The sequence below is a fragment of the Pseudoxanthomonas sp. LjRoot127 genome (genome assembly GCF_964253495.1).
Classification (GTDB): Bacteria; Pseudomonadota; Gammaproteobacteria; order Xanthomonadales; family Xanthomonadaceae; genus Pseudoxanthomonas_A.
Genome location: NZ_CAXUQR020000001.1, coordinates 143,044 through 167,034 on the forward strand (window position 1 = coordinate 143,044; position 23,991 = coordinate 167,034).

Annotated in this window: 23 protein-coding genes and 1 tRNA gene; 2 read left to right on the forward strand and 22 right to left on the reverse strand. The window is 67.7% G+C overall.

Annotation, left to right across the window (positions count from 1 at the left end; genetic code table 11):
- The 11 genes from nuoH to tpiA form a co-directional block, all read right to left on the reverse strand.
- Positions 1-1,092 carry an NADH-quinone oxidoreductase subunit NuoH gene (gene nuoH / locus ACSQ19_RS00695; RefSeq protein ID WP_296282663.1) on the reverse strand — a complete coding sequence of 364 codons (1,092 nt, stop codon included), beginning with the start codon at positions 1,090-1,092 and terminating at the stop codon, positions 1-3.
- Positions 1,089-3,323, reverse strand: a complete 2,235-nt coding sequence (nuoG, locus tag ACSQ19_RS00700) for an NADH-quinone oxidoreductase subunit NuoG (RefSeq protein ID WP_435999257.1) — start codon at positions 3,321-3,323, stop codon at positions 1,089-1,091. The genes nuoH and nuoG overlap by 4 nt, the downstream gene beginning before the upstream one ends.
- Positions 3,320-4,690: an NADH-quinone oxidoreductase subunit NuoF gene (nuoF, locus tag ACSQ19_RS00705; RefSeq protein WP_296282661.1), complete on the reverse strand. Its 1,371-nt coding sequence runs from the start codon at positions 4,688-4,690 to the stop codon at positions 3,320-3,322. Before nuoF ends, nuoG begins: the two co-directional genes overlap by 4 nt.
- A 4-nt stretch (positions 4,691-4,694) precedes the next feature.
- The gene (gene nuoE / locus ACSQ19_RS00710; RefSeq protein WP_296282660.1) at positions 4,695-5,222 is read right to left on the reverse strand and encodes an NADH-quinone oxidoreductase subunit NuoE; all 528 of its coding nucleotides are present in this window, start codon (positions 5,220-5,222) and stop codon (positions 4,695-4,697) included.
- Positions 5,219-6,523, reverse strand: a complete 1,305-nt coding sequence (locus ACSQ19_RS00715) for an NADH-quinone oxidoreductase subunit D (RefSeq protein WP_296282659.1) — start codon at positions 6,521-6,523, stop codon at positions 5,219-5,221. Before ACSQ19_RS00715 ends, nuoE begins: the two co-directional genes overlap by 4 nt.
- Positions 6,520-7,245, reverse strand: coding sequence for an NADH-quinone oxidoreductase subunit C (locus ACSQ19_RS00720; protein WP_296282658.1), 726 nt, complete (start codon positions 7,243-7,245; stop codon positions 6,520-6,522). The genes ACSQ19_RS00715 and ACSQ19_RS00720 overlap by 4 nt, the downstream gene beginning before the upstream one ends.
- A 45-nt stretch (positions 7,246-7,290) precedes the next feature.
- Positions 7,291-7,845, reverse strand: a complete 555-nt coding sequence (locus ACSQ19_RS00725; protein ID WP_162108535.1) for a NuoB/complex I 20 kDa subunit family protein — start codon at positions 7,843-7,845, stop codon at positions 7,291-7,293.
- Positions 7,836-8,192, reverse strand: coding sequence for an NADH-quinone oxidoreductase subunit A (locus tag ACSQ19_RS00730; protein ID WP_162108536.1), 357 nt, complete (start codon positions 8,190-8,192; stop codon positions 7,836-7,838). Before ACSQ19_RS00730 ends, ACSQ19_RS00725 begins: the two co-directional genes overlap by 10 nt.
- Positions 8,193-8,496: 304 nt before the next feature.
- Positions 8,497-8,581: transfer RNA gene (locus ACSQ19_RS00735), tRNA-Leu, on the reverse strand.
- Between the two features lie 47 nt (positions 8,582-8,628).
- Positions 8,629-9,075, reverse strand: coding sequence for a preprotein translocase subunit SecG (gene secG / locus ACSQ19_RS00740; RefSeq protein WP_435999262.1), 447 nt, complete (start codon positions 9,073-9,075; stop codon positions 8,629-8,631).
- A 58-nt stretch (positions 9,076-9,133) separates the two neighbouring features.
- Positions 9,134-9,892 carry a triose-phosphate isomerase gene (tpiA, locus tag ACSQ19_RS00745; protein WP_296282656.1) on the reverse strand — a complete coding sequence of 253 codons (759 nt, stop codon included), beginning with the start codon at positions 9,890-9,892 and terminating at the stop codon, positions 9,134-9,136.
- 109 nt (positions 9,893-10,001) lie between these two features.
- Between tpiA and ACSQ19_RS00750 the strand changes: the two genes are divergently transcribed.
- Entirely contained in the window at positions 10,002-10,814 is an 813-nt protein-coding gene (locus ACSQ19_RS00750; protein WP_435999264.1) for an SDR family NAD(P)-dependent oxidoreductase, read from the forward strand.
- 139 nt (positions 10,815-10,953) lie between these two features.
- Here ACSQ19_RS00750 and ACSQ19_RS00755 read toward each other — a convergent pair whose 3' ends face one another.
- The 5 genes from ACSQ19_RS00755 to trpB form a co-directional block, all read right to left on the reverse strand.
- Entirely contained in the window at positions 10,954-11,892 is a 939-nt protein-coding gene (locus ACSQ19_RS00755; RefSeq protein WP_296282654.1) for an isopenicillin N synthase family dioxygenase, read from the reverse strand.
- A gap of 77 nt (positions 11,893-11,969) precedes the next feature.
- Positions 11,970-13,319, reverse strand: coding sequence for a phosphoglucosamine mutase (gene glmM / locus ACSQ19_RS00760; RefSeq protein ID WP_435999267.1), 1,350 nt, complete (start codon positions 13,317-13,319; stop codon positions 11,970-11,972).
- Entirely contained in the window at positions 13,316-14,209 is an 894-nt protein-coding gene (gene accD, locus ACSQ19_RS00765) for an acetyl-CoA carboxylase, carboxyltransferase subunit beta (RefSeq protein WP_299343042.1), read from the reverse strand. The genes glmM and accD overlap by 4 nt, the downstream gene beginning before the upstream one ends.
- Before the next feature lie 87 nt (positions 14,210-14,296).
- A complete protein-coding gene (gene trpA, locus ACSQ19_RS00770) occupies positions 14,297-15,094 on the reverse strand; it encodes a tryptophan synthase subunit alpha (RefSeq protein WP_296282651.1) in 798 nt (265 codons plus the stop codon).
- Entirely contained in the window at positions 15,091-16,302 is a 1,212-nt protein-coding gene (gene trpB / locus ACSQ19_RS00775; protein ID WP_299343038.1) for a tryptophan synthase subunit beta, read from the reverse strand. The genes trpA and trpB overlap by 4 nt, the downstream gene beginning before the upstream one ends.
- A gap of 97 nt (positions 16,303-16,399) precedes the next feature.
- Here trpB and ACSQ19_RS00780 point away from each other — a divergent pair, with 97 nt between their 5' ends.
- Positions 16,400-17,284: a LysR family transcriptional regulator gene (locus ACSQ19_RS00780; protein WP_435999270.1), complete on the forward strand. Its 885-nt coding sequence runs from the start codon at positions 16,400-16,402 to the stop codon at positions 17,282-17,284.
- Between the two features lie 2 nt (positions 17,285-17,286).
- Here ACSQ19_RS00780 and ACSQ19_RS00785 read toward each other — a convergent pair whose 3' ends face one another.
- The 6 genes from ACSQ19_RS00785 to aroC all read right to left on the reverse strand — a co-directional run bounded on the left by ACSQ19_RS00785 (position 17,287) and on the right by aroC (position 23,902).
- On the reverse strand, positions 17,287-17,913 hold the full coding sequence (locus tag ACSQ19_RS00785) for a phosphoribosylanthranilate isomerase (RefSeq protein WP_435999272.1): 627 nt from the start codon (positions 17,911-17,913) through the stop codon (positions 17,287-17,289).
- A gap of 132 nt (positions 17,914-18,045) precedes the next feature.
- The gene (gene truA, locus ACSQ19_RS00790; RefSeq protein ID WP_435999274.1) at positions 18,046-18,867 is read right to left on the reverse strand and encodes a tRNA pseudouridine(38-40) synthase TruA; all 822 of its coding nucleotides are present in this window, start codon (positions 18,865-18,867) and stop codon (positions 18,046-18,048) included.
- Between the two features lie 18 nt (positions 18,868-18,885).
- The gene (locus ACSQ19_RS00795; protein ID WP_435999276.1) at positions 18,886-20,625 is read right to left on the reverse strand and encodes a FimV/HubP family polar landmark protein; all 1,740 of its coding nucleotides are present in this window, start codon (positions 20,623-20,625) and stop codon (positions 18,886-18,888) included.
- Positions 20,626-20,664: 39 nt separating this feature from the next.
- Positions 20,665-21,690 (reverse strand): aspartate-semialdehyde dehydrogenase, encoded by a 1,026-nt coding sequence (locus tag ACSQ19_RS00800; RefSeq protein ID WP_435999278.1) that lies wholly within the window; start codon positions 21,688-21,690, stop codon positions 20,665-20,667.
- A 75-nt stretch (positions 21,691-21,765) separates the two neighbouring features.
- Positions 21,766-22,806 carry a 2-hydroxyacid dehydrogenase gene (locus tag ACSQ19_RS00805; RefSeq protein ID WP_435999280.1) on the reverse strand — a complete coding sequence of 347 codons (1,041 nt, stop codon included), beginning with the start codon at positions 22,804-22,806 and terminating at the stop codon, positions 21,766-21,768.
- Positions 22,799-23,902: a chorismate synthase gene (gene aroC / locus ACSQ19_RS00810; RefSeq protein ID WP_435999282.1), complete on the reverse strand. Its 1,104-nt coding sequence runs from the start codon at positions 23,900-23,902 to the stop codon at positions 22,799-22,801. The genes ACSQ19_RS00805 and aroC overlap by 8 nt, the downstream gene beginning before the upstream one ends.
- Positions 23,903-23,991: the final 89 nt, after the last annotated feature.

Genomic DNA, 23,991 nt, shown 5'->3' on the forward strand with positions numbered 1-23,991 from the left:
TTACACACCCTTCTCGAACACGCCGAAGAACACCAGCAACGCCGTCACCGCGATCCAGACGATCGTGAGCGGGATGAACACCTTCCAGCCAAGACGCATGATCTGGTCGTAGCGGTAACGCGGGAAACTGGCGCGGAACCAGATGTAGGCGCTGGCAAAGAACAGCACCTTCAGCAGCAGCCAAGGCCAGCCGCCGGTCCAGACCCAGTTGATCCAGGGCGACACGTCGGCCGTGATCCAGCCCTGCAGCGGGCTGAGCCAGCCGCCGAGGAAGAACAGCGACACCAGGAAGCTCACCAGGATCATGTTGGCGTATTCGGCCAGGAAGAACAGCGCGAACGCCGCACCCGAATACTCGACCATGTGGCCGGCGACGATTTCCGATTCGCCTTCCACCACGTCGAACGGCGAGCGGTTGGTTTCAGCGACGCCGGAGACCCAGTAGACGATGAAGAGCGGGAACAGCGGCAGCCAGAACCATTCGAAGAAGCCGGAATCGCCCGACTGCGCCATCACGATGTCGGTCAGGTTCAGGCTGCCGGCGGCGATCAGCACGCCCACCAGCGCGAAGCCCATCGCAATTTCGTAGCTGACGACCTGCGCGGCCGAGCGCATCGCACCCAGGAAGGCGTACTTCGAGTTCGACGCCCAGCCCGCGATGATGATGCCGTACACGCCCAGCGAGGTCATCGCCAGCAGGTACAGCAGGCCGGCATTGGCGTTCGACAGCACCAGCTGGTAATCGAACGGCACCACTGCCCACGCAGCGAACGCCGGCGCCAGCGTGATGAGCGGCGCCAGGATGTACATCGTCTTCTGCGCGCTGCTGGGCTGGATGATTTCCTTGAACAGCAGCTTGAAGACGTCCGCGAACGCCTGGAAGATGCCCATGCCCACGTACATCGGGCCATGGCGCACATGCATCCAGCCGATCAGCTTTCGCTCCCAGACCACGTAGAACGCGACCGAGATGATCACCGGCATGGCGATCGCCAGGATCTTCAGCACGATCCACAACACCATGCCGATGTCGCCCAGCCCGAAGAACCATTCGCGCAGCGGGCCGACCGCGTTGATCAGCAATTCATTCATGCGCTCACCACCGTGACGCGTCCGGCGCCCAACGGTGCCGTGGCACCGTAGCCGCTCTCGATCCAGGCGGCACCCGCGGCCACGCGGGCGTCCACCACCACCGGCAGCGAGGCCGTGCCGATGCCATTGCCGACCTTGGCGACCTGGCCCTCGGCGACGCCGGCGGCCTGCGCATCGGACGGATTCAGCACGATGCGGTCGCCGACGTTCAGCGGATGCGCCTGCAGCGCTTCGGCACGACGGACCGTCCCGTCGGTGCGGTAGATCGCTGCGGTGACGGCCAGTTCCAGGCCTTGGCCAGCGGCGTCCGGCGCGGCGGACTTCGCCACGGCAACCGGCCTGGTGCCGGCGATGGCTGCACGCGCGCCCGCGATGTCGGTGAACTCGAAACCGGCCAGCTGCAGCTCGCCACCGAGGGCGCGGAGCACCTTCCAGCCATCACGCGCCTCGCCCGGCAGCTTGCCGGCGGCTTGCGTGCGCTGGTCCTTGCCGTCCAGGTTGGTCAGCGTCGCGTCGATTTCAGGCAACAGACCGATCGGCAGGATCACATCGGCCACGTCGCGCGTGGACTTGCAGGCGAAGTGGCTGAACGCCACGACCTTCGACGAGGCCAGCGCCTTGGTGGCAGCCGGCGTATCGGCAAAATCCAGGCCCGGTTCGATGCCGTAGATGACGTAGGCGTTGCGCGGCTCGGCGAACATGCCGGCCACGTCGCGAGCACTCGGCAGCACGCCCTGGCGCGCGAGGCCTACCGCGTTCGCACCCTGGGGGATGCGGCACAGCGAGGCGCCGGTCGCGGCAGCGAAATCGGCTGCGGCACCGCGCAGCGCAGCGGCCTGCGGATGGTTCTCGACCATGCCACCGACGATCACGACGGCGCGGTTGGCGGCCTTGGCGACGTCGCGCAGCGCAGCGTCATTGAGCACGCCACCGAGCTGCGACGGCGCGACGATGTGCTTCCCGGCCAGGCTGAATGCGAAATCGAAATCGACCGGATTGACCGCATGCACCTTGGCCCCCTTGCGGACGGCCTTGCGGATGCGCTGGTGCAGCAGCGGCAACTCGTGGCGGATGTTGGTGCCGAACAACACGATGACATCGGCCTGCTCGATCTCCGCCAGCGGCAGCGCGAACGGTTCGGCGACGGCGCCATCGGAGAAATCGCGGTTGTTGATGCGGTGGTCCAGGTTGCCGGTACCGAGCCCTTCGGCCAGCTTCGCCAACAGGCCGCCCTCCTCGTTAGACACCGCCGGGTGCACCAGCACGCCCAGGCTGTCGCCGCGGTTCGCGCGCAGGATCTCGGCGGCGGCGGACAGGCCCTCGGCCCAGGAGACCTCGCGCCACTCGCCATCGACCTTCTGCAGCGGCTTCACCGCGCGGTCGTCGGCATAGAGGCCCTGGTGCGAATAACGGTCGCGATCCGACAACCAGCATTCGTTGACGGCTTCGTTCTCGCGCGGAACGGTGCGCAGCACCTGGCCGCGGCGCGAGTGATAGAACACGTTGGAGCCCATCGCGTCATGGAAGCCGATGGATTCGCGCGCAATCAGTTCCCACGGACGGGCGCGGAACTGGAACACCTTGTTGGTCAGCGCGCCCACCGGGCAGACGTCGATGACGTTGCCGGAAATTTCGGTGGTCAGCGGCTTGCCGTCGTAGGTGCCGATCTGCAGGTTCTCGCCACGGTACATGCCGCCCAGCTCGTACGTGCCGGCGACGTCCGCGGTGAAGCGCACGCAGCGCGTGCACTGGATGCAACGGGTCATCTCGGTGGCGACCAGCGGACCGATGTCCTCGTCCGGCACCACGCGCTTGCGTTCCTGGAAGCGGCTGACCGAACGGCCGTAGCCCAGCGACAGGTCCTGCAGCTCGCATTCGCCGCCCTGGTCGCAGATCGGGCAGTCCAGCGGATGGTTGATGAGCAGGAATTCCATCACGTTGCGCTGCGACTTCAACGCCTTGTCGCTGCGCGTGGCGATCTTCATGCCGTCCATCACCGGCGTGGCGCAGGCCGGTGCCGGCTTTGGCATCTTCTCGACTTCCACCAGGCACATGCGGCAGTTGGCCGCGATCGGCAGCTTCTCGTGGTAGCAGAAGCGCGGGATCGGGATGCCGGCCTTGTCGGCGGCCTGGATGATCATCGAACCCTTGGGCGCGGCCAGCTCCTGCCCGTCGATGAAGACGGTGACGTGGTCCGGCGGCAGGTTGGGATTCACGGGCTGCGCACTCACGCGGCCACCTCCAGGTTGGAACGGACGACCTTGCCGTCTCGCTCGTCGTCGACGAGGAAACGCTTGTTGACGATCGCGTATTCGAATTCGTGCCAGAAGTGTCGCAGCATGCCCTGCACGGGCCACGCCGCGGCTTCGCCGAACGCGCAGATGGTGTGGCCTTCGATCTGGCCCGCCGCCGCGCGCAGCGTCTGCAGGTCTTCGATCGTGGCCTTGTGCTCGGCCACGCGGGTCAGCATGCGGTACATCCAGCCGGTGCCTTCGCGGCACGGCGTGCACTGGCCGCAGCTTTCCTTGTAGTAGAAGCGCGCGATGCGCTGGCACGCACGCACCATGCAGGTGGTGTCGTCCATCACCACGACGGCACCCGAACCCAGGCCGGAACCGGCCTTCTGGATGCTGTCGTAGTCCATCGTCAGGCCCATCATCACCTCGCCCGGCAGTACCGGCATCGAGGAGCCGCCCGGGATGACCGCCTTGAGCTTGCGGCCTTCGCGCATGCCGCCGCACAGCTCGAGCAGCTCGGCGAACGACGTACCCAAGCGGATCTCATGATTGCCCGGCTTCGCCACGTGGCCGGAGACCGAGAAGATCTTGCAGCCGCCGTTGTTCGGCTTGCCCAGATTCATGAACCACTCGGCGCCGTTGCGCACGATGGCCGGCACCGAGGCATACGTCTCGGTGTTGTTGATCGTGGTGGGCTTGCCGTACAAGCCGAAGTTGGCCGGGAACGGTGGCTTGAAGCGCGGCTGGCCCTTCTTGCCTTCCAGCGACTCCATCAACGCGGTTTCTTCACCGCAGATGTAGGCGCCCGCGCCGAGCGCGTTGTACAGGTCGATGTCCACGCCGGAGCCGAGGATGTTCTTGCCCAGCCAGCCGTGCTTGTAGGCCTCGGCGGTGGCTTCCTCCAGATGCTCGAAGGGCTCGTGGTGGAACTCGCCGCGCAGGTAGTTGTAGCCCACGGTCGAACCGGTGGCGTAGCAGGCGATCGCCATGCCCTCGATCACCGCATGCGGGTTGTAGCGCAGGATGTCGCGGTCCTTGGCGGTGCCCGGCTCGGATTCGTCCGAGTTGCAGAGGATGTACTTCTGCATGTCGCCCTTCGGCATGAAGCTCCACTTCAGGCCGGTCGGGAAGCCGGCGCCGCCGCGGCCGCGCAGGCCGGACTGCTTGACCATCTCGACGACGTCGGCCGGCGGGATCCTCTCTTCGATGATCCGGCGCAGCGCGGAGTACCCGCCGGTCTTCAGGTAGTTCTCGTACGACCACGGCTTGTCGAAATGCAGCGTGGTGTAGACGGCCTGGTGCTCCTTCGGAGCAGGACCGACCGGGCCGTAGCCTTCGGAATAGTGTGAATGGCCTGCCATGCGCTTACTCCAGCCCGTCCAGCAGCTCGTCGACCTTCGCCGGCGTCAGCTTCTCGTGGTAATGGCCGTTGATGACCACGACCGGCGCGCCGCAGCAGGCGGCCACGCACTCTTCTTCGCGCTTCAGGTACACGCGGCCGTCGGCCGTGGATTCGCCCAGCCGGCAGCCGAGCTTCTTCTCCGCGTGAGCGACCAGGTCCTCGGCGCCGTTGAGCCAGCAGCTGATGTTGGTGCAGAAGGCGACATTGTTGCGGCCGACCTTCTCGGTCTCGAACATCGAGTAGAAGCTGGCGACCTCGTACGCCCACACCGGCGGCAGGTCGAGGTACTTGGCGACGGCGGCGATCAGCTCGTCGGTCAGCCAGCCCTGGTTCTGCTCCTGCGCGGCATGCAGGCCCTGCAGCACCGCCGAGCGCTTGCGGTCCGGCGGGAACTTGGTCAGCCAATGATCGATGTGCGCGCGCGTCTCGTCGCTCAACGCCACCAGCGGATCGACGTTCTGCGCCGCTTCGAAATTACCCGTGGCCCTCATCGGTCCACCTCACCAAAGACAAGATCATAGGTACCGATCATCGCGACGACGTCGGGGAGCATGTGGCCGCGCACGATCTCGTCCATCGAGGACAGGTGCGCGAAACCCGGCGCGCGCAGCTTCACGCGGAACGGCTTGTTGGCACCATCGGAGACCAGGTAGCAGCCGAATTCGCCCTTCGGCGCTTCGACCGCGGCGTAGGTTTCGCCGGCCGGCACGCAGTAACCTTCGCTGAAGAGCTTGAAGTGGTGGATCAGCGCTTCCATGTCGTCCTTCATCTCCTCGCGGGAGGGAGGCGCGACCTTGAAGTTCTGCACCATGACCGGGCCGGGGTTGGCCTTCAGCCACTTCACGCACTGCTGGATGATGCGGTTGGACTGGCGCATCTCGGCCACACGGACCAGGTAGCGGTCGTAGCAGTCGCCATTGACGCCGACGGGGATATCGAAATCGACCGCGTCGTACTTCGCGTAAGGCTGCTTCTTGCGCAGGTCCCATGCGATGCCCGAGCCGCGCAGCATCGCGCCGGTCATGCCCCAGGCGCGCGCCTGTTCGGGCGCGACCACGCCGATGCCCACCGTGCGCTGCTTCCAGATGCGGTTGTCGGTCAGCAGCGTCTCGTACTCGTCGACGCGCTTGGGGAATTCGTTGGTGAAGTCTTCCAGGAAGTCGAGCAGCGACCCTTCACGCGCCTGGTTGAACTGCTTGAGCGCCTTGCCCTTGCGCCAGGGCGACTCCTTGTACTTCGGCATATGGTCCGGCAGGTCGCGGTACACGCCGCCCGGACGGTAGTACGCCGCATGCATGCGTGCGCCGCTGACCGCTTCGTAGCAGTCCATCAGCTCTTCGCGCTCGCGGAACGCATACAGCATGACCGCCATCGCGCCGAGATCGAGCGCGTTGGACCCGATCCACATCAGGTGGTTCAGGATGCGGGTGATCTCGTCGTACATCGTGCGGATGTACTGCGCGCGCTCCGGCGCCTCGATGCCCATCAGGGTCTCGATGGCGCGCACGTACGCGTGCTCGTTGCACATCATCGAGACGTAGTCGAGGCGGTCCATGTAGCCGATCGACTGGTTGAACGGCTTGGATTCGGCCAGCTTCTCGGTGCCCCGGTGCAGCAGGCCCACGTGCGGATCGGCGCGGACGATGGTCTCGCCGTCCATTTCCAGGATCAGCCGCAGCACGCCGTGCGCGGCCGGATGCTGCGGCCCGAAGTTCAGGGTGTAGTTGCGGATTTCCTGCCTGGCTTCAGCAGGATTGCTGGCGAACGCGGCGCCGGATTGCGGATTGCTCATGCCTTGCCCTCACGCGCGGCGGCTTCGCCGGCGGCGGTCTGGTAGCGCGCGTCGTCGCGGATCACGCGCGGCACGCCGACGCGCGGCTCGACCGAAGTGACCGGCTCGTACACGACGCGCTTCTTCTCTTCGTCGTAACGCACTTCGACGTTGCCGATCAGCGGGAAGTCCTTGCGGAACGGATGACCGACGAACCCGTAGTCGGTCAGGATGCGGCGCAGGTCCGGATGGCCTTCGAAGATGATGCCGTACAGGTCGAACGCCTCGCGCTCGAACCAGTTGAGGCCCGGCCACACATCGGACACCGATGCCACCACCGGCAGGCCATCGTCGGGCGCGAAGCAGCGCACGCGGACACGACGGTTGTGCTGGTACGACAGCAGGTGCAGCACGACGGCGAAACGGTTCGGACGCGCGGCGTCGCGCGGACGCTGTTCCCAGCTGAAGCGACCCGGGCCGAAGCCTTCGACGCCGCGGCTGAAGCCCTCGGACGACACGTCCGCGGTATCCCACTCGGCGCTGCCGTAACCCAGGTAGTCCACGCCGCTGATGTCGACGGCCTGCTCGAAGCCGAATTCGTCGCGGAGCGCGAGCGCGACGGCGTGCCACGATGCCGACGGCACTTCCAGGGTGATTTCGCCGCGCGGCTCGGCCACGCTGACCGTGGCGTCCGCGAAACGGGCGCGCAACTGGTCGGTGAAGTTTGCAGCTTGCTCTGCCATGGGGCGTGGCGTGCTCTGGAGGAGGATGTCAGGGGAAAGCAGGAATCAGCGCGCGATGGTCTGCGTACGCCAGATCTTCTTCTGCAGTTGCAGGATGCCGTACACCAGCGCTTCGGCCGTCGGCGGGCAACCCGGCACGTACACGTCCACGGGCACCACGCGATCGCAGCCGCGCACCACCGAGTACGAATAGTGGTAGTAGCCACCGCCGTTGGCGCAGCTGCCCATCGAGATCACCCACTTGGGGTCGGGCATCTGGTCGTAGACCTTGCGCAGCGCCGGGGCCATCTTGTTGACCAGCGTGCCGGCGACGATCATCACGTCGGACTGGCGTGGCGACGGGCGGAACACCACGCCGTAGCGGTCCAGGTCGAGGCGGGAGGTGCCGGCGTGCATCATCTCGACCGCGCAGCAGGCCAGGCCGAACGTCATCGGCCACATCGAGCCGGTACGCGCCCAGTTCATCAGCGCATCCACGCTGGTGGTGACGTAGCCCTTTTCCAGCAGCGGATTGTCGCCTTCGGGGCGCAGGATGTCGTCCACCCGCCCTTCCGGGATCGGGTTGTTCATCAGACGGTCGACGGTCTGGATCACTCCCATTCGAGCGCTCCCTTCTTCCAAACGTAAACGAAGCCGAGGAACAGCATGCCCACGAACAGGCCCATCGTGACCAGCGCACGCGGACCCAGCTCCTGGAACACCAGCGTCCACGGAACAATGAAGATGATTTCCAGATCGAACACGATGAACTGGATGGCGATCAGGTAGTAGCGCACGTCGAACTTCATGCGCGCGTCTTCGAAAGCCTCGAAGCCGCATTCGTACGGGGAGAGCTTCTGGGCGTCGGGACGACGCGGGCCGAGGAAGCGACCGGCCACCATCAGCGCGATGCCGATGCCGGTGGCGACGATCAGGAACAACAGGGTGGGCAGGTAGTTGGCCAGCACTCGCTTGTCTCGTCTTGTCCTATCCGCCGGCGCGCAGGACGCGGCGCGGCATGAATGGGGCTCGCATCGCCCGCCAGCGGCCTTCGCCGCGAGCGACCCGTCGATGCGACCATCGGGCCCACCTTCCGCGGGAGCCCTTCCGCAACACGTACCGGGCGCCCGATGAATCGGCGGGATTGTAACGGTTCGTGAACTCGCTAGTAAACGATTACCGACACGCATCGCCGCCATCGCCAAAAGAAAAAACCCGCCGGAAGGCGGGTTTTTTCGAGGCGGGAGCGACGTTGCCGCCGACCCGCCCTGTTGGTGCCCAAGAGGGGACTCGAACCCCTACGACTTTCGCCGCTACCACCTCAAGGTAGTGCGTCTACCAATTCCGCCACCTGGGCTTTGAACTTCGTGCGATGCGCTCGGCGCCCCGCCATTGTATCCGCGCTCAGCCGCCCTGCGGCGGTGTCGCGGGAGGCGCTTCCGTCGCCGGTGCCGTTTCCTGCGGCGCGGCCGGCACGCTGTTGGCCGGCGCGGCGGGCGTCGGCTGGATCGGCGTGCTCGGTACGGTCGACGGCTTGGGAAGTTCGCCCACCGGCGCGGCGGGCGCGGCCGGCAGGTCGGACATCACGCCGAGGTTCTGCTGCGTGGTCGGGCGCGCGCTATGGGTCGCGTACCACGCCATGAACAGGCTGATGCCGAAAAACGTGATGGCCAGCCACTTGGTGCTCTTGGACAGGAAATTGGATGCACCGCGCGCACCGAACACGGTGCCGGACGCACCCCCGCCGAATCCCGAGCCCGCCTGAGCGCCGGAACCGCGCTGCATCAGCACCAACGCGATGATGGCGATGGCCACCAGCACGTACACCACATTCAGGATCAACATCCACATTTGGAATCAGTCTCAACCGGTTGAGTCGTCCGGCCCCGTTGGGCCGGTCGTGCCGGGGTCATCCCCGACCGGCCGCCGCTCGCGCGATGGCCAGGAAATCCTTGGCGACCAGGGAAGCGCCGCCGACCAGCCCTCCATCGACATCGGGCTGCGAGAACAGTTCCGCGGCGTTGTCGGGCTTCACGCTGCCGCCATACAGAAGGAGCAGCGAGCCGGCGATTCTAGCATCGCGCGCGGCGACTTCGCCACGGATGAACGCATGCACCGCCTGGGCCTGGGCCGGGGTGGCCGTCAGGCCGGTACCGATGGCCCAGACCGGCTCGTACGCGATGACGGCGCCGTCGAACGCCTGCGGACCGGCCAGGTCGAACACGGCCTGCAGCTGTTTCTGGATCCGGAACTCGGTCTGCCCGTCCCTCCGCTGCTGGTCGGTCTCGCCCACGCACAGCACCGGAACCAGGCCTGCGCCCTTGGCCGCGACGAACTTCTTCGCCACGAACTCACTGCTTTCATCGTGGTACTGCCTGCGCTCGGAATGCCCCACCAGTCCATACCGGGCGCCCACGTCGACCAGCATGGAGGCCGATACCTCGCCGGTATAGGCGCCTTTTTCGTTGCTGCTGACGTCCTGGGCGCCGAATGCCACGCCGCGGTCGCCGTAGTCCTCGATGAGCTCGCCCAGGTAGGGGAGCGGGGGAAGGATCAGCAGGTCCACGCCGTCCAGCGGCAGGCCTGCGACCAGTTCGTCCATCAGAGCCGTCGCGAAACCACGGGTGCCATGGAGCTTCCAGTTGCCGGCCACGAGCTTGCGACGCATAAGACCAATTCCTGTCCAGTTCGGGTCGCGCAGTCTAGCCGATGTTGTCCGGCACACCTACCTGCCGCGCTATCGTGGCCGCCTCCGCGCCCTCATGCCAGGACCCGACATGCCCGACGTCTCCCCTGCCCGCACCGCGGGTTACGCCCTGGTCACCGGCGCCTCCAGCGGCATCGGCGAACAGATCGCGCGCGAGTACGCGCGACGCGGCGTACCGCTTGTGCTGACTGCGCGCCGCGCGGAACGGCTGCAGGCGTTGGCCGCGGAACTGCGGGCGCAGGTCGCCGTGGAAGTGGTCGCGGCCGACTTGGCGGAACCGGACGCGCCAGCAGCCCTGGTCGCCGAACTCGAACGGCGGGGCGTGCAGGTCCGCATCCTGGTCAACAACGCCGGCTACGGCATGCCGGGGCGGTATCGCAGCAACGACTGGAGCGCACATGCAGCCTTCCTGCAGGTGATGGTAACGGCCGTCTGCGACCTGACATGGCGGCTGCTGCCCTCCATCCGCGCCTCCGGGCAGGGCCGCATCCTCAACGTCGCCTCGTTCGCGGCGCTGATGCCGGCGGCCGAGGGGCAGACGCTGTACGCGCCTGCGAAGAGCTTCCTGCTGAAGTTCAGCGAGGCGATGGCGCTGGAGAACACCGACCGTGGCGTTCACGTCACTGCGCTATGCCCCGGCTTCACCTATTCCGAGTTCCACGATGTCACCGGCACCCGGTCGCGCATGCGGGTGTCGCCGACGATGTGGCTGCAGGCCACGGAGGTGGCGCGCGCCGGTATCGAAGGTAACGAGCGCGGCGACATCCTGGTCATTCCGGGCTGGCGCTACCAGTTGATGCACGCCATCGTGAAGCTGCTGCCGCACCGCGTGGCGATGGGCCTGATGGCGCGCAACTCGCGCAAGGTGCGGCCGCTGGATTGAAGAAGTAAAGCATCGCGCCCCAGGGCGCTCCTACAGAACACCAGGATTCTGTAGGAGCGGGCCATGCCCGCGATGCTTTTTGCCTGGCGCCACCGCGCATCTCATCGCGGCCGCTTGCTCTCAGCGCGCGAGGCAGCGACTACTTCAGCTTGATCTCGCGCAGACGCTCTTCCAGATAACCCTGCGCCGTGATCGGTTCCGCATAACGCTTTGGATTGTCCGGCGTGATCGTGGACGGCAGCACGTCGATCAGGAAATCCGGATTGGGGTGCAGGAAGAAAGGCACCGAATACCGCGGCTGGCGCGCCTGCTCGCCGGGCGGATTGGTCACGCGGTGCGTGGTCGACGGATACACATGGTTGGTCAGGCGCTGCAGCATGTCGCCGATGTTGACGACGATGGTGTCGGCGTCCGACGTGAACGGTACCCACTCGCCCTGCTTCGACCGCACTTCCAGGCCGGCCGCGCTCGCACCGACCAGCAGCGTGATGAGGTTGATGTCCTCGTGCGCACCGGCGCGCACGTTGGGGATGTCGTCGGCGGTGATCGGGGGATAGTGGATGGGACGCAGGATCGAATTGCCCGAATCGGTCTTGTCGGCGAAATAGGTTTCCGGCAGGCCGATGTGCAGCGCCAGCGCCGACAGCACGCGTGAGCCCAGCTGGTCCAGCGCCTGGTACAGGCCATAGCCATGTTCGCGGAAGCCTGGCACCTCGTCCGGCCACAGGTTCGGCGGCATGACGTCGCGATACTTGGAATCGTCCGCGATCTCGCGACCGATGTGCCAGAACTCCTTCAGGTCGAAATGCTTGGAGTCCTTCGCGGTTTCCACGCCGAACGGCGTGTAGCCGCGCGCGCCGCCGCTGCCCGGGACGTGATACTGCTTCTTCACGTCATCGGGCAAAGCGAAGAAGCGCTTGAACACGTCGTAGGCAGCATCGATCTGCGCCTGCGGGATGCCGTGGTTGCGGATGCCGGCGAAACCCCATTCGCGATACGCCGCACCCAGCTCGGCGACGAACGCCTCGCGGTCGGTATCGAAACGGGTGATGTCCAGCGTGGGGATACGGGCACTCATGCAATCTGCTCCAACAACAGGGGGAAGGCGCGGTGGATCATCGGACCCGTCCCGCGCCGGACGTTCATGGATCCGATTCAAGCCGTGGCAGCGGCGCGCACGGCCTCGGCCAGGGTTTCCAGCGTGTTCTTCACCAGCGTGTCGTCATCGGCCTCCACGGTCACGCGCACGACCGGCTCGGTGCCGGAAGGGCGCAGGAACGCACGACCACGACCGGACACCGCGGCCTGCGCCTGCGCCAGGGCGGCCTGCACGCTGGCGGCCTCGGTAGGTTTGGCGCCGTTGGCCAGCTTCACGTTGATGGTCTTCTGCGGCAGCATCGCCAGGCCATCCAACGCCTCGCGCAGCGTCAGCTTGCGGCGCTTCAAGGATTCCAGCACCTGCAACGCCGCGATGATCGCGTCGCCGGTCGTCGTGCGATCCAGGCACAGCAGATGGCCGGAGGCTTCACCGCCGAGCACCGCATTGCCTTCCACCAGCGCCTGGTGGACGTAACGGTCGCCGACCTTGGTGCGGACGAACGGAATCTCGAGCTTGCCGAGCGCGCGCTCCAGGCCATAGTTGGTCATCAGCGTGCCGACCACCGGACCGCGCAAGCGGCCGCTCGCCTGCCAGTCGCGCGCCAGCAGGTAGATCAGCTGGTCGCCATCGACGGGGGTGCCCTGCCCGTCCGCCATCAGCACGCGATCGCCATCGCCATCGAAGGCGATGCCCAGCTGCGCCCCGGTCTCGCGCACCTTCGCGGCCAGGCTGTCGATGTGCATCGAGCCCACGCCGTCGTTGATGTTGACGCCGTTCGGTTCCGCCCCGATGGTGACGACGTTCGCCCCCAGTTCGCGGAAGAGCAGCGGTGCGATGTGGTAGGTGGCGCCATGCGCGCAATCCAGCACCAGCTTGACGCCTTTCAGGTCGAAGCGGCGCGGCACGCTGGCCTTGCAGAATTCCATGTAGCGGCCGACCGCATCGCGCGTGCGGATCGCCTTGCCGAGCTTTTCGGATTCGGCGGTGAAGAACGGTGCGTCCAGCGCGGCTTCGATCGCCAGTTCGGTGGCGTCGTCCAGCTTCTCGCCCTCGGCGGAGAAGAACTTGATGCCGTTGTCGTAATGCGGATTGTGCGACGCACTGATGACGATGCCGGCGTCCGCGCCCAGCGTGCGGGTGAGGAAGGCGACCGCAGGCGTCGGCATCGGCCCCATCAACTGCACGTCGGCGCCCGCGGCGACCAGGCCCGCCTCCAGAGCGGCCTCGAACATGTAACCGGAGATGCGCGTGTCCTTGCCGATCACCACGACCGGTCGTGCATCACCCGCGTTTTCGCACAGCACGCGTCCGAGCGCATTGCCCAGGCGCAACACGAAGTCGGCGGAGATCGGGCTGGTACCGACCCGGCCGCGGATGCCATCGGTACCGAAATACTTGCGGCTCATGCGGTCACCAGTTCGCTGTCTTCGGGCTTGGGCTGTCGCATCATCAACGCCAGCAGGTCCGCCAGGCGGTCACGCATTTCGCGACGGTCGCAGATCTGGTCGATGGCGCCATGCGCCACCAGGAATTCCGACCGCTGGAAGCCTTCCGGCAGCGTCTCGCGCACGGTCTGCTCGATCACGCGGGGGCCGGCAAAGCCGATCAGCGCTTCAGGCTCGGCCAGGTTGATGTCGCCCAGCATCGCGAAGCTGGCCGACACGCCCCCCGTCGTGGGGTGCGTCATCACCGAGATGTAGGGCAGACCCGCCTCGCGCAACCTGCCCAGCGCGGCCGAGGTCTTGGCCATCTGCATCAGCGAGAACAGGCTTTCCTGCATGCGCGCGCCGCCGCTGGCGGAGAAGCACACGAACGGCGAGCCGATCTCCAGCGCCTTTTCCGCGCCCAGCGAGAAGCGTTCGCCGACCACCGAGCCCATCGAGCCGCCCATGTAGGCAAAGTCGAAGGAACTGGCGACCAGGTCGCGGCCCTTCAGTGTCCCCTGCAGGGTGATCAGCGCGTCGCGCTCGCCGGTGCTTTTCTGCGCGGCCTTGATGCGGTCGGCGTACTTCTTCTGGTCCTTGAACTTCAGCACGTCGGTCGGACCCAGTGCCGCACCGATCTCGCGGGTGCTGCCCGGGTCGAACAGTGCGGCCAGACGGGCACGGGCGCGGATGGGCATGTGGAAGCTGCACTTCGGGCAGACCTCCAGGTTTTCCTCCAGTTCCGGCCGGTACAGCACCGCGCCGCAACGGTCGCATTTTTCCCACAGCCCCTCGGGGACGCTGCGTTTGCTCTTGCCTGCGTTGCCCTCGGTGCGGATGCCCGACGGCATCAGTTTGCTGAGCCAGCTCATGCGTGGTCTTGCTGCCTGCCCCGGGAGGGGCCTTATGGTTGAGCGCGGCAGTTTAGCTCAGTCGTCCATGCACAGCCGTACGGTGGTTCAGGCGTCCAGCGCCGCCCGCAGCGGGGCGAGGAAGGCGGACGCGCGGGCAGGTGCATCGCCTTCGGCGTCGGCCAGCGCCGCCACCAGCGCACTGCCGACCACGACGCCATCGGCATCGGCCGCCATCGCACGGGCACTGCCGGCGTCGCGGATGCCGAAGCCCGCCACCACGGGAACGTGGGAGCCTGCCTGCAGCTGCTTCAGCCGTTCGCCCGCCGCTGCGGTGTCCAGGCGATCGGACGCGCCCGTCACGCCCGCGAAACTGACGTAGTACAGGTAGCCCTGCGCGGTCTCGCACAGCATCCGTAGGCGCTCGGGCGAGGTGGTCGGCGACGCCAGCGCGATCAGGGCGAGCCCTTCACGGTTGAACACCGCGCGCGTCTCTTCGGCCTCTTCCGGCGGCAGGTCGACCAGCAGAACGCCGTCGACGCCCGCCGCGACCGCCTCGCGGGCGAAGCGCCCTGCACCGTGGATCTCCACCGGGTTCAGGTAACCCATCAGCACGATGGGCGTCGTGTCGTCCTGCTGGCGGAACACCTCCACGGCCTCCAGCACGTAGCGCAGCCCGGCGCCACGCGCCAGCGCGCGCTCGGAACTGCGCTGGATGACCGGGCCGTCGGCCATCGGGTCGGAGAACGGCACGCCGAGTTCGATCACGTCGGCACCGGCGTCCACCAGCGCGTGCATCACCGGCACCGTCGATTCCAGCGATGGGTCGCCGGCGGTGATGAACGGCACCAGCGCCTTGCGGCCCGCAGTCTTCAGTTCGGCGAACTTGGTTTCGAAGCGGCTCACAGGCTGATCCCCTCGCGTGCGGCGATGGTGTGCACGTCCTTGTCGCCACGACCGGACAGGTTGCACAGCACCAGCTGGTCCTTCGGCAGTTCGCGCGCCAGCTTGATCGCCTGGGCGACCGCGTGGCTGGATTCCAGCGCCGGCAGGATGCCCTCGGTGCGTGTCAGGCGATGGAATGCAGCGAGCGCTTCGTCGTCGGTGACGCCGACATACTCCGCGCGTCCGCTGTCCTTCAGGAACGCGTGTTCCGGCCCGACGCCCGGGTAGTCCAGGCCGGCGGAGATCGAATGCGTTTCGATGATCTGCCCGTCGTCGTCGCAGATCACGTAGGTGCGGTTGCCGTGCAGCACGCCGATGCGTCCCGCCGACAGCGACGAGGCATGGCGACCGGTCTCGATCCCGTCGCCGGCGGCTTCCGCGCCGACGATGCGCACGCCCGGATCGTTGAGGAAGGCATGGAACAGACCGATCGCGTTGCTGCCGCCGCCGACGCAGGCGGTGATCGCATCCGGCAGGCGGCCGTAGTCGGCCAGCATCTGCGCCCTCGCCTCGCGGCCGACCACGGCGTTGAAGTCGCGCACCATGCGCGGATACGGATCGGGACCGGCGACGGTGCCGATGATGTAGAAGGTGTCGTGCACGTTGGTCACCCAATCGCGCATCGCTTCGTTCAGTGCGTCCTTAAGCGTGGCCGAGCCGCTGGTCACCGGCACCACGGTCGCGCCGAGCAGCTTCATGCGATAGACGTTGATCTTCTGGCGCTCGATGTCGGTGGCGCCCATGTAGACCACGCATTCCAGCCCCAGCCGGGTGGCGACGGTGGCGCTGGCCACGCCGTGCTGGCCGGCGCCCGTCTCGGCGATGATCCGCTTCTTGCCCATCCGGCTGGCCAGCAGCGCCTGCCCGATGGTGTTGTTGATCTTGTGCGCGCCGGTGTGGTTCAGGTCCTCGCGCTTGAGCAGGATCTGTGCGCCGCCCACTTCACGACTCAGGCGCTCCGCGTGGTAGATCGGGCTGGGCCGGCCGACGTAGTGCTTCAGGTCCTTGTCGAAGGCAGCGATGAAGGCCGGATCGACACGGGCGGTGTCGTAGGCGGTGGCCAGTTCCTGCAGGGGGCCGATCAGGGTTTCGGCGACGAAGCGGCCGCCATGCCGGCCGAAGTGGCCGGCAGCATCGGGGTAGGCGTGATAGTCGGCAGCGGCGGCCATGATCGTGTGTCCAGCGAGGGCGAGCCGTCACTGTATCGCACAGGTTGTGGACGAAAAACCCATGAAATCTGACCAATCCGTGACTTAAACTGATGCCATGTCACGACCTCTTCCCCCGCTCAATGCCCTGCGTGCGTTCGAAGCGGCAGCCCGGTTGGGCAGCGTCAGTCGTGCGGCCGCCGAGCTGCACGTCACCCACGGAGCGGTCAGCCGGCATGTGCGCACCCTGGAAGAGGCGCTGGGCCGCCCGCTGTTCGTCCGCGATGGTCGCGGCCTGGCGCTCACGGCCGATGGCCTGCGCCTGCGCGACCTGGCCGGCGACGCATTCTCTTCGCTCCAGGCTGGCTGGGCTGCGATGCAGCGCGACCGCCGGCCGCTGGCCTTCGTGCTCGGCTGCCCGGGCAGCCTGCTGGCGCGCTGGGTGATCCCCCGGCTGGAGCGACTGGCGGTCGACCTGCCGACGCTGACGCTGCACCTGTCGGCACAGGAGGGAGGGTTCGACGACGCCCTCACCGGACTCGACGCCGCCCTGCTGGTCGGCGAGGCCCCCTGGCCCTCAGGCTGGGATGTGCACCTGCTGGCGCCCGAGCGGATCGGACCGGTGCTCAGCCCAAGGCATGTCCGGTTCGCCGCGCTGTCGGGCGCGCCACCCGCAGTGCTCGCCGACGAGCCCGTGCTGCACACCGCCTCGCGTCCACAGGCCTGGCCGCGCTGGTTCGCCACGCAGGGCCTGGATATCGGGCAGCCGCGGCGGGGCGCCGGCTTCGATCACCTGACCTATCTGCTGGAAGCCGCCGTCGCCGGGCTGGGCGTGGCCATCGCGCCGCAGGAACTGGTACAGGCCGATCTCGAAGGCGGACGCCTGGTCGCCCCCTGGGGGTTCACCGATACCGGCGGGCAGTGGGCGCTGTGTGGCCGGCGCGGCAACCCGGACCCACGGATACCGGCGCTGGCGGCGTGGTTGCGCACCGCACTGGCCTGAGCTCAAGCGCCGGTTTCGGCCTCGCGCACGGCCTCGACGAACCGACGCATCTTCTCCCCGTCTTTCACGCCGGGCGCCGTTTCGATGCCGCTGGACACATCGACGCCCCAAGGCCGCGCCGTGCGCAGCGCGAGGCCGACGTTCTCGGGCGTCAGGCCGCCGGCCAGCAGGAACGGCTTGTCGGTGGACGCGGGCATGCGGCGCCAATCGAAGCGCTGCCCGCTCCCCCCCTGCTCGCCTGCGGCGTGGCCGTCGAACAGGAAGCCCTGCGCGCCCGGATAGGCCGACACTCGGGCGAATACGCCCGCGTCCTGCCCGCCCATCGCGATCGCCTTCCAGTACGGGCGCCCGAAGGAGGTCGCGAATGCATCGTCTTCGTCGCCATGGAACTGCAGCAGGTCGGGCTGCAGCGATTCCACGATGTGCTCGATGTCGCCACGCGTGTTGTCCATGGCCAGCGCGACCACTGCGATCTCTTCCGGCACCAGGTCGCGCAGCATGCGCGCCTGGCCGAGCAGCAGCCGGCGCGGACTGTGCGGCGCGAACACCAGGCCGACGTAGTCCACGCCCAGCTCGACCGCCAGGCGGACATCCTCGGCACGCGTCAGGCCACAGAATTTGATGCGCATGTGCATGGTGGGGAAAAGGTCGGGCGTCGCGGAAGCGTAGCCGCTTTCGGGGGATCGCGCGGAGCCGGGCCATGCCGGCGGGACCTGTCCGCCGGGCGGACGTGCCTGGAAAAGCAGTGCGGACATGGTCCGCTACAATGGCGCCGCGGCCGCGACGGGCGTGTCCTGCAGCGTCACTTCCGCGGGCAGCTGCCACTCCGCCGGGTATAGCGGACTGACGAAGACCAGGCCATCCGGCGGTGCGGTCGGCCCGGCCACCGTGCGATCACGGCCGGCCAGCAGCTCGCCCACCCAGGTTTCCGGCCGCTCACCCCGCCCCACCACCAGCAGCGAACCGACGATGTTGCGCACCATGTGGTGCAGGAAGGCATTTGCCTGCACCTCCACGACCACCCGCTCGCCCTGTCGCGCCACCGAAATCGCATGGAGATTGCGCATCGCATGCGGCGACTGGCAATGCACGGTGCGGAACGCGCTGAAGTCGTTCTCGCCGACCAGCACCTGGGCGGCGCGGTGCATGGCATCGGCATCCAGCGGGATCTTTTCCCAGCTGAGGTATTGCCGCTCCAACGCCGGTCGCGCCAGGCGATTGACCAACGTGTAACGGTAGCGACGGGCACGCGCCGAGAAGCGCGCGTGGAAATCCTCGGCCACCGGCTGACACCAGCGTACGCAGACGGCAGGCGGCAACCGCGCCGTCGCCCCCAGCAGCCAGCCCCGTGGCGTCCGCGCCGCGTCGCTGTCGAAATGCACGACCTGGCACTGCGCATGCACACCGGCGTCGGTGCGGCCGGCGCAGATCGTATCCACCCGGGCATCGGCGACGGACGACAGCGCGAGTTCCAGCGCCGACTGCACGGTGCGGGTGTCGTCCGGCGTGCCGGATTTGCTCAGCCGTTGCCATCCCAGGAATTCGCTGCCGTCGTATTCGACACCCAGCGCATAGCGCGTCACGACATCACTCCGCGCCTTTCATCCGATATCGCGGAGCAGCTGCAGGGCTTCGTCGCGCGCGCCGGCATCGTTGCCCGCCGCCACTTCGTTCAGCAGATCACGGGCCGTGGCCACGTCGCCCAGGTCGAGGTAGGCCACCGCCAGTTCAAGACGGTCGCGGCCGGCCGGCGCCGGCGTCGGCGCAGGTGCCACCGGTGCGCCGGAGGCAGCCCCGCCTGCGTGCCAGGTGGGCCCCATCGCAGGCTTGGCTACCGGGGTCGGCGCGACCTTGGGCGGCGCGGCGACGGACGGCTCCAGCACCGGGCTCGGCGCCGTCTCCGCCTCGGGCACCGTCTGCGGGATCACGGCAGCGAGTTCGGCAGCGCGGCTCTCTGCAGGGGCCTTGCCGAACACCGGGTTGCGCGGTACCGGCGCGGGCGACAGGCGCTGGCGACGTTGCGCGAATCCCCAGGCCAGCGCGCCCGCGAACAGCAGGCCGAAGCCTGCCCATGCCCACACCGGCACGCCACCGTCGCTGCCGTTGCTCTGCGCCAGCCGCTGCTGTGCGGCGGCGAGATCGCTGTCCTTCATGGCCAGCAGTTGTTCCTGCTGCGCCTTGAGCTTTTCCAGGTCCGCGACCTGCGAGCGCAGCTCCTGCACTTCCGCTTCGCGCGCGGCCAGGTCTTCCTTCGACTGCTGCAACTGTTCGTTCGCCAACATCTCGCCCTCACCGCCGGCGCTGACGCCGGACTGCGTTCCAGAACCCGACGTGCTCGTGGCCGCGGGCGCGATTTCCAGCCGTGCATCCGCCACCGGTGCCGGGCGGGATGCCGCCGCGGCAGGCGCCGTCGCTGGCGTGGCGTCGACGACGGCGGCCGGTTGCGGAATGGGCGCGCGTGCGCGGCGCCATTCCGCAATCTGGCTGCGCACCAGCGCCGCGGCTTCACCCTCCAGGATCGTCTGCGCGTCCGCCACGTCCGGGACGCGCAACACAGCGCCCTGCTTCAGCAGGTTGAGGTTGCCGTTGATGAAGGCCTCGGGATTGGCGCGCAGCAGTGCGACCATCGCCTGGTCCAGCGTGTAGCCCTGCTCGCGTGCCAGCGGCGCCGCGATCTGGGAAAGCGACTGGCCACGACGCACCGGTGCCAACGTGCCACCGGGCGCCACGGAAGCCGCCTGTGCCACCGACGCAACGGGTGCCGCCGCCGGTGCCGGCGTGGGCTGCGCGGCCGCTTCAGGCGATGCTTCCGCCGTTTCCTGCGGCGTCGAGGCGACCGGTTCGACCGGACGGCTGATGATGTCGGTAGGCGCGGCAACCGGCGCGTCGATCACCGGCTGTTCTGCCGCCGCCAGCGTCCCCGGCGCGCTGACGAGCGCCGAATACTCGCGCACCAGCCGCCCCTGGCCCCAGTCGACCTCGATCAGGAAGTTCACCGCCGCCACGTCCACCGGCGTACGGCTGGTGACGCGCACCACCGGACGCCCGGCGTCGTCCAGCGCGACCGTGAAGTCCAGCTCGTTCACCAACCCCTGCGGTCGCGGCAGGCCGACGCGCTCGAACGTCACCGGCGACGCCAGGCGCGCACGCAGTTGCTCGAGTTCGCCCGGTTCGCTGGAAATGACCGGGATCTCGGCCAGCAAGGGCTGGCCGGGCTGCGATTTGACCTTGATCTCCCCCAGGCCGAGCGCGAGGGCTGCGTTGCTCAGCAACGCCAGCCCCAGCCCGATCATGCCGGCCAGGTGGAGTCTTGCCGCCCGAGGTCTGTGCTTCGGTTTCACGGCCCTTCCCCAAGTTTTCCCGGTCACGACTATAGCGGCTCAGCCGTTTTTCGCCACCAGCTCGGCGATCTGCACGGCGTTCAGGGCGGCGCCCTTGCGGATGTTGTCGGACACGATCCACAGGTTCAGGCCGCGCGGGTGCGAGAGGTCTTCGCGGATGCGGCCCACGTAGACCGCATCGTTGCCCGAGGCATGCGTGACCGGCGTGGGATAGCCGCCGGGTGCGCGATCGTCGACGACCTCCACCCCCGGCGACGACGCCAGCAGCGCGCGCGCGTCCGCGGCGGTGATCTTGTCGCGTGTTTCGATGGCGACGGCTTCGGAGTGTCCGTAGAACACCGGCACTCGCACGGCGGTGGGATTCACCTGGATGCTGTCGTCGCCGAGGATCTTGCGCGTTTCCCACACCAGCTTCATCTCTTCCTTGGTGAAGCCGTTGTCGAGGAAGTCGTCGATGTGGGGGATCAGGTTGAAGGCGATCTGCACCGGGAAGCGTTGCGGATCGGGGTCCTGGAAGTTCAGCAGCGCGCCGGTCTGGCGGCCGAGCTCTTCGAGTGCCGAACGCCCGGCGCCCGAGACCGACTGGTAGGTCGCCACGTTGATGCGCTCGATGCCGACCTTGCGGTGGATGGGCGCGAGCGCGACCAGCATCTGCATGGTCGAGCAATTCGGGTTGGCGATGATGCCGCGCGGGCGGTTCTGCACCTGCTCCGGGTTCACTTCGCTGACGACCAGCGGGATGTCGGCGTCGTAGCGGAAGGCCGAGGAGTTGTCGATGACGACGGCACCGGCCGCGGCGAACTTCGGCGCGAATTCCTTGGAGATGCCGCCGCCTGCCGAGAACAGCGCAATGTCGATGCCGGTCGGATCGAAGGTGGCCAGGTCCTGCACGGTGATCTTTTCGCCGTTGAATTCGACACTGTTGCCGGCGGAACGCTCGGACGCCAGGGCGACGAGCTTGCCGATCGGGAAATCGCGTTCGGCGAGGATGGACAGCATGGTTTCGCCGACGGCGCCGGTGGCGCCCACGACGGCGACGTTGAAGCTACGGTTCTGGTTGCTCATGGAGGGGTTTCGCGAAGGGAGGAGTGAAGACAGCAGACGGGAGAAGGCTGTGTTCGGGGAACCTGCGGACGTGCCTCAGGCTCCCTGTCGTTTGGCGATGGTGATTTTGATGGTGCCGGCGATGGCCAGCGCGTCCGGATTGACCGGCGTCGGCGGATGACCCGCGTCCGGACCCTCGCCCAGCGCGGCGATCAGGTTGTCCACTGCCAGCGACACCATCGCGCGGCGCGTGGCGAGGCTGGCGCTGGCGATATGCGGCGTCAGCACCACGTTGCGCAGCGCGAGCAGTTCGGGCAGCACGGCGGGTTCGCCTTCGTAGACGTCCAGGCCTGCGGCGGCCAGGCGTCCGTTGCCCAGCGCATCGGCCAGTGCGACCTCGTCGATGATGCCACCGCGCGCGATGTTCACCAGCGTGGCGGTCGGCTTCATCTTCGCCAGCGCGGCCGCGTCGACCAGGTGGTGGACCTGCGGCGCGTACGGCAGCGCCAGCACCACGTGGTCGGCCTTAGCGAGCACATCGTCGAAGCTCGCGTAGTCCGCACCGCATTCCCGCTCGACCGCGTCCGGCAACCGGCTGCGGTTGTGGTACAGCACGCGCATGCCGAAGCCGCGCGCGCGGCGCGCGATGCCCTGCCCGATCCGGCCCATGCCCACGATGCCCAGCGTGCTGCCATGCAGGTCCGCGCCCAGCAACGTGCTGAAGGACCACTGCCGCCACTGCCCTTCGCGCAGCCAGCGCTCGGCTTCGGTGATGCGGCGCGCGGTGGCCATCAGCAGCGCGAAACCGAAATCGGCCGTGGTCTCGGTGAGTACGTCCGGCGTGTTGGTGGCGACGATGCCGGCCTGCGTCAACGCGTCGACATCGAGGTTGTTGTAGCCCACGCCCACGTTGGCGATCGCGCGCAGCTGCGTGGCGGCGCCGATTTCCTGCGCCCCGATGCGTTCGTTCAGCGTCACCAGCGCACCCGCGCTGTCGCGCAACGCGTCGGCGATGGCCTGGGGTGCGTGCTCGATGACCTCCGGGGTCGAACGCACGTCGAAGTGCGCATCCAGCCGCTCGACGATGTCGTCGAACAGCGGTTGCGACACCCAGACGCGCGGCCGCGACTCAGCCATCGAGGCTGCCGGGGACCTGCGGCGGCACGACGCCGACATCACCGCACTGCGCGCGATGGCGCAGCGCCTGGTCCATCAGCACCAGCGCCATCATCGCCTCGGCGATGGGCGTGGCACGGATGCCTACGCAGGGGTCGTGGCGACCGGTGGTGATGACATCCACCGTATTGCCATCCACGTCCACGGTCGCGCCCGGCAGGCGCAGGCTCGAGGTCGGCTTCAGCACGATGGACGCGGTGACCTGCTGGCCAGTGGAGATGCCGCCAAGGATGCCGCCTGCGTGGTTGGACAGGAACCCGTCAGGCGTCATCAGGTCGCGATGCTCGGTGCCCTTCTGGGTAACCGCCGCGAAACCGTCGCCGATCTCCACGCCCTTCACCGCATTGATGCTCATCAGCGCGGCGGCGAGATCACCGTCCAGCTTGCCGTAGATCGGCTCGCCCCAGCCGGGCGGCACGCCGTCGGCGACGACATTGACGCGCGCGCCTATGGAATCGCCCGACTTGCGCAGCGCATCCATGTAGGTTTCCAGCGCCGGCACCTGCGCCGCGTGCGGCCAGAAGAACGGGTTGTCCTCCACCGCGCTCCAGTCGAAGCCTTCGGGGGTGATCGGCCCGAGTTGCGACAGGTAACCCCGCACGCTCACGCCGTGACGCTGCTGCAGCCACTTCTTGGCGATCACGCCCGCCGCGACGCGCATGGTAGTTTCTCGCGCCGACGAACGTCCGCCACCACGCGGGTCGCGGATGCCGTACTTCTGCCAGTAGGTGTAGTCCGCATGCCCCGGGCGGAACTGCCGTGCGATGTCGGCGTAGTCCTTGCTGCGCTGGTCGGTGTTGCGGATCAGCAGCGCGATCGGCGTGCCGGTGGTGCGCCCCTCGTAGACGCCGCTGAGGATCTCGACCTCATCGGCCTCGCGGCGCGCGGAGGTGTGCCGCGACTTGCCGGTGGCGCGGCGCTCCAGGTCGTGACGGAACTCCTCGGGCGCGATGTCCAGCCCCGGCGGGCAGCCGTCGACGACGCAACCGATCGCCGGTCCGTGCGATTCGCCGAACGTGGTGACCGTGAGGAGTTTTCCGAAACTGTTGCTGCTCAAGCGCCGCTCCGCTGTGGAACCACCCTGCCGGGCGTTGAAGCATCGCACGCCGGGCGCCCTATTGTGCAGTGCGCCAACGTTGGCCGCGA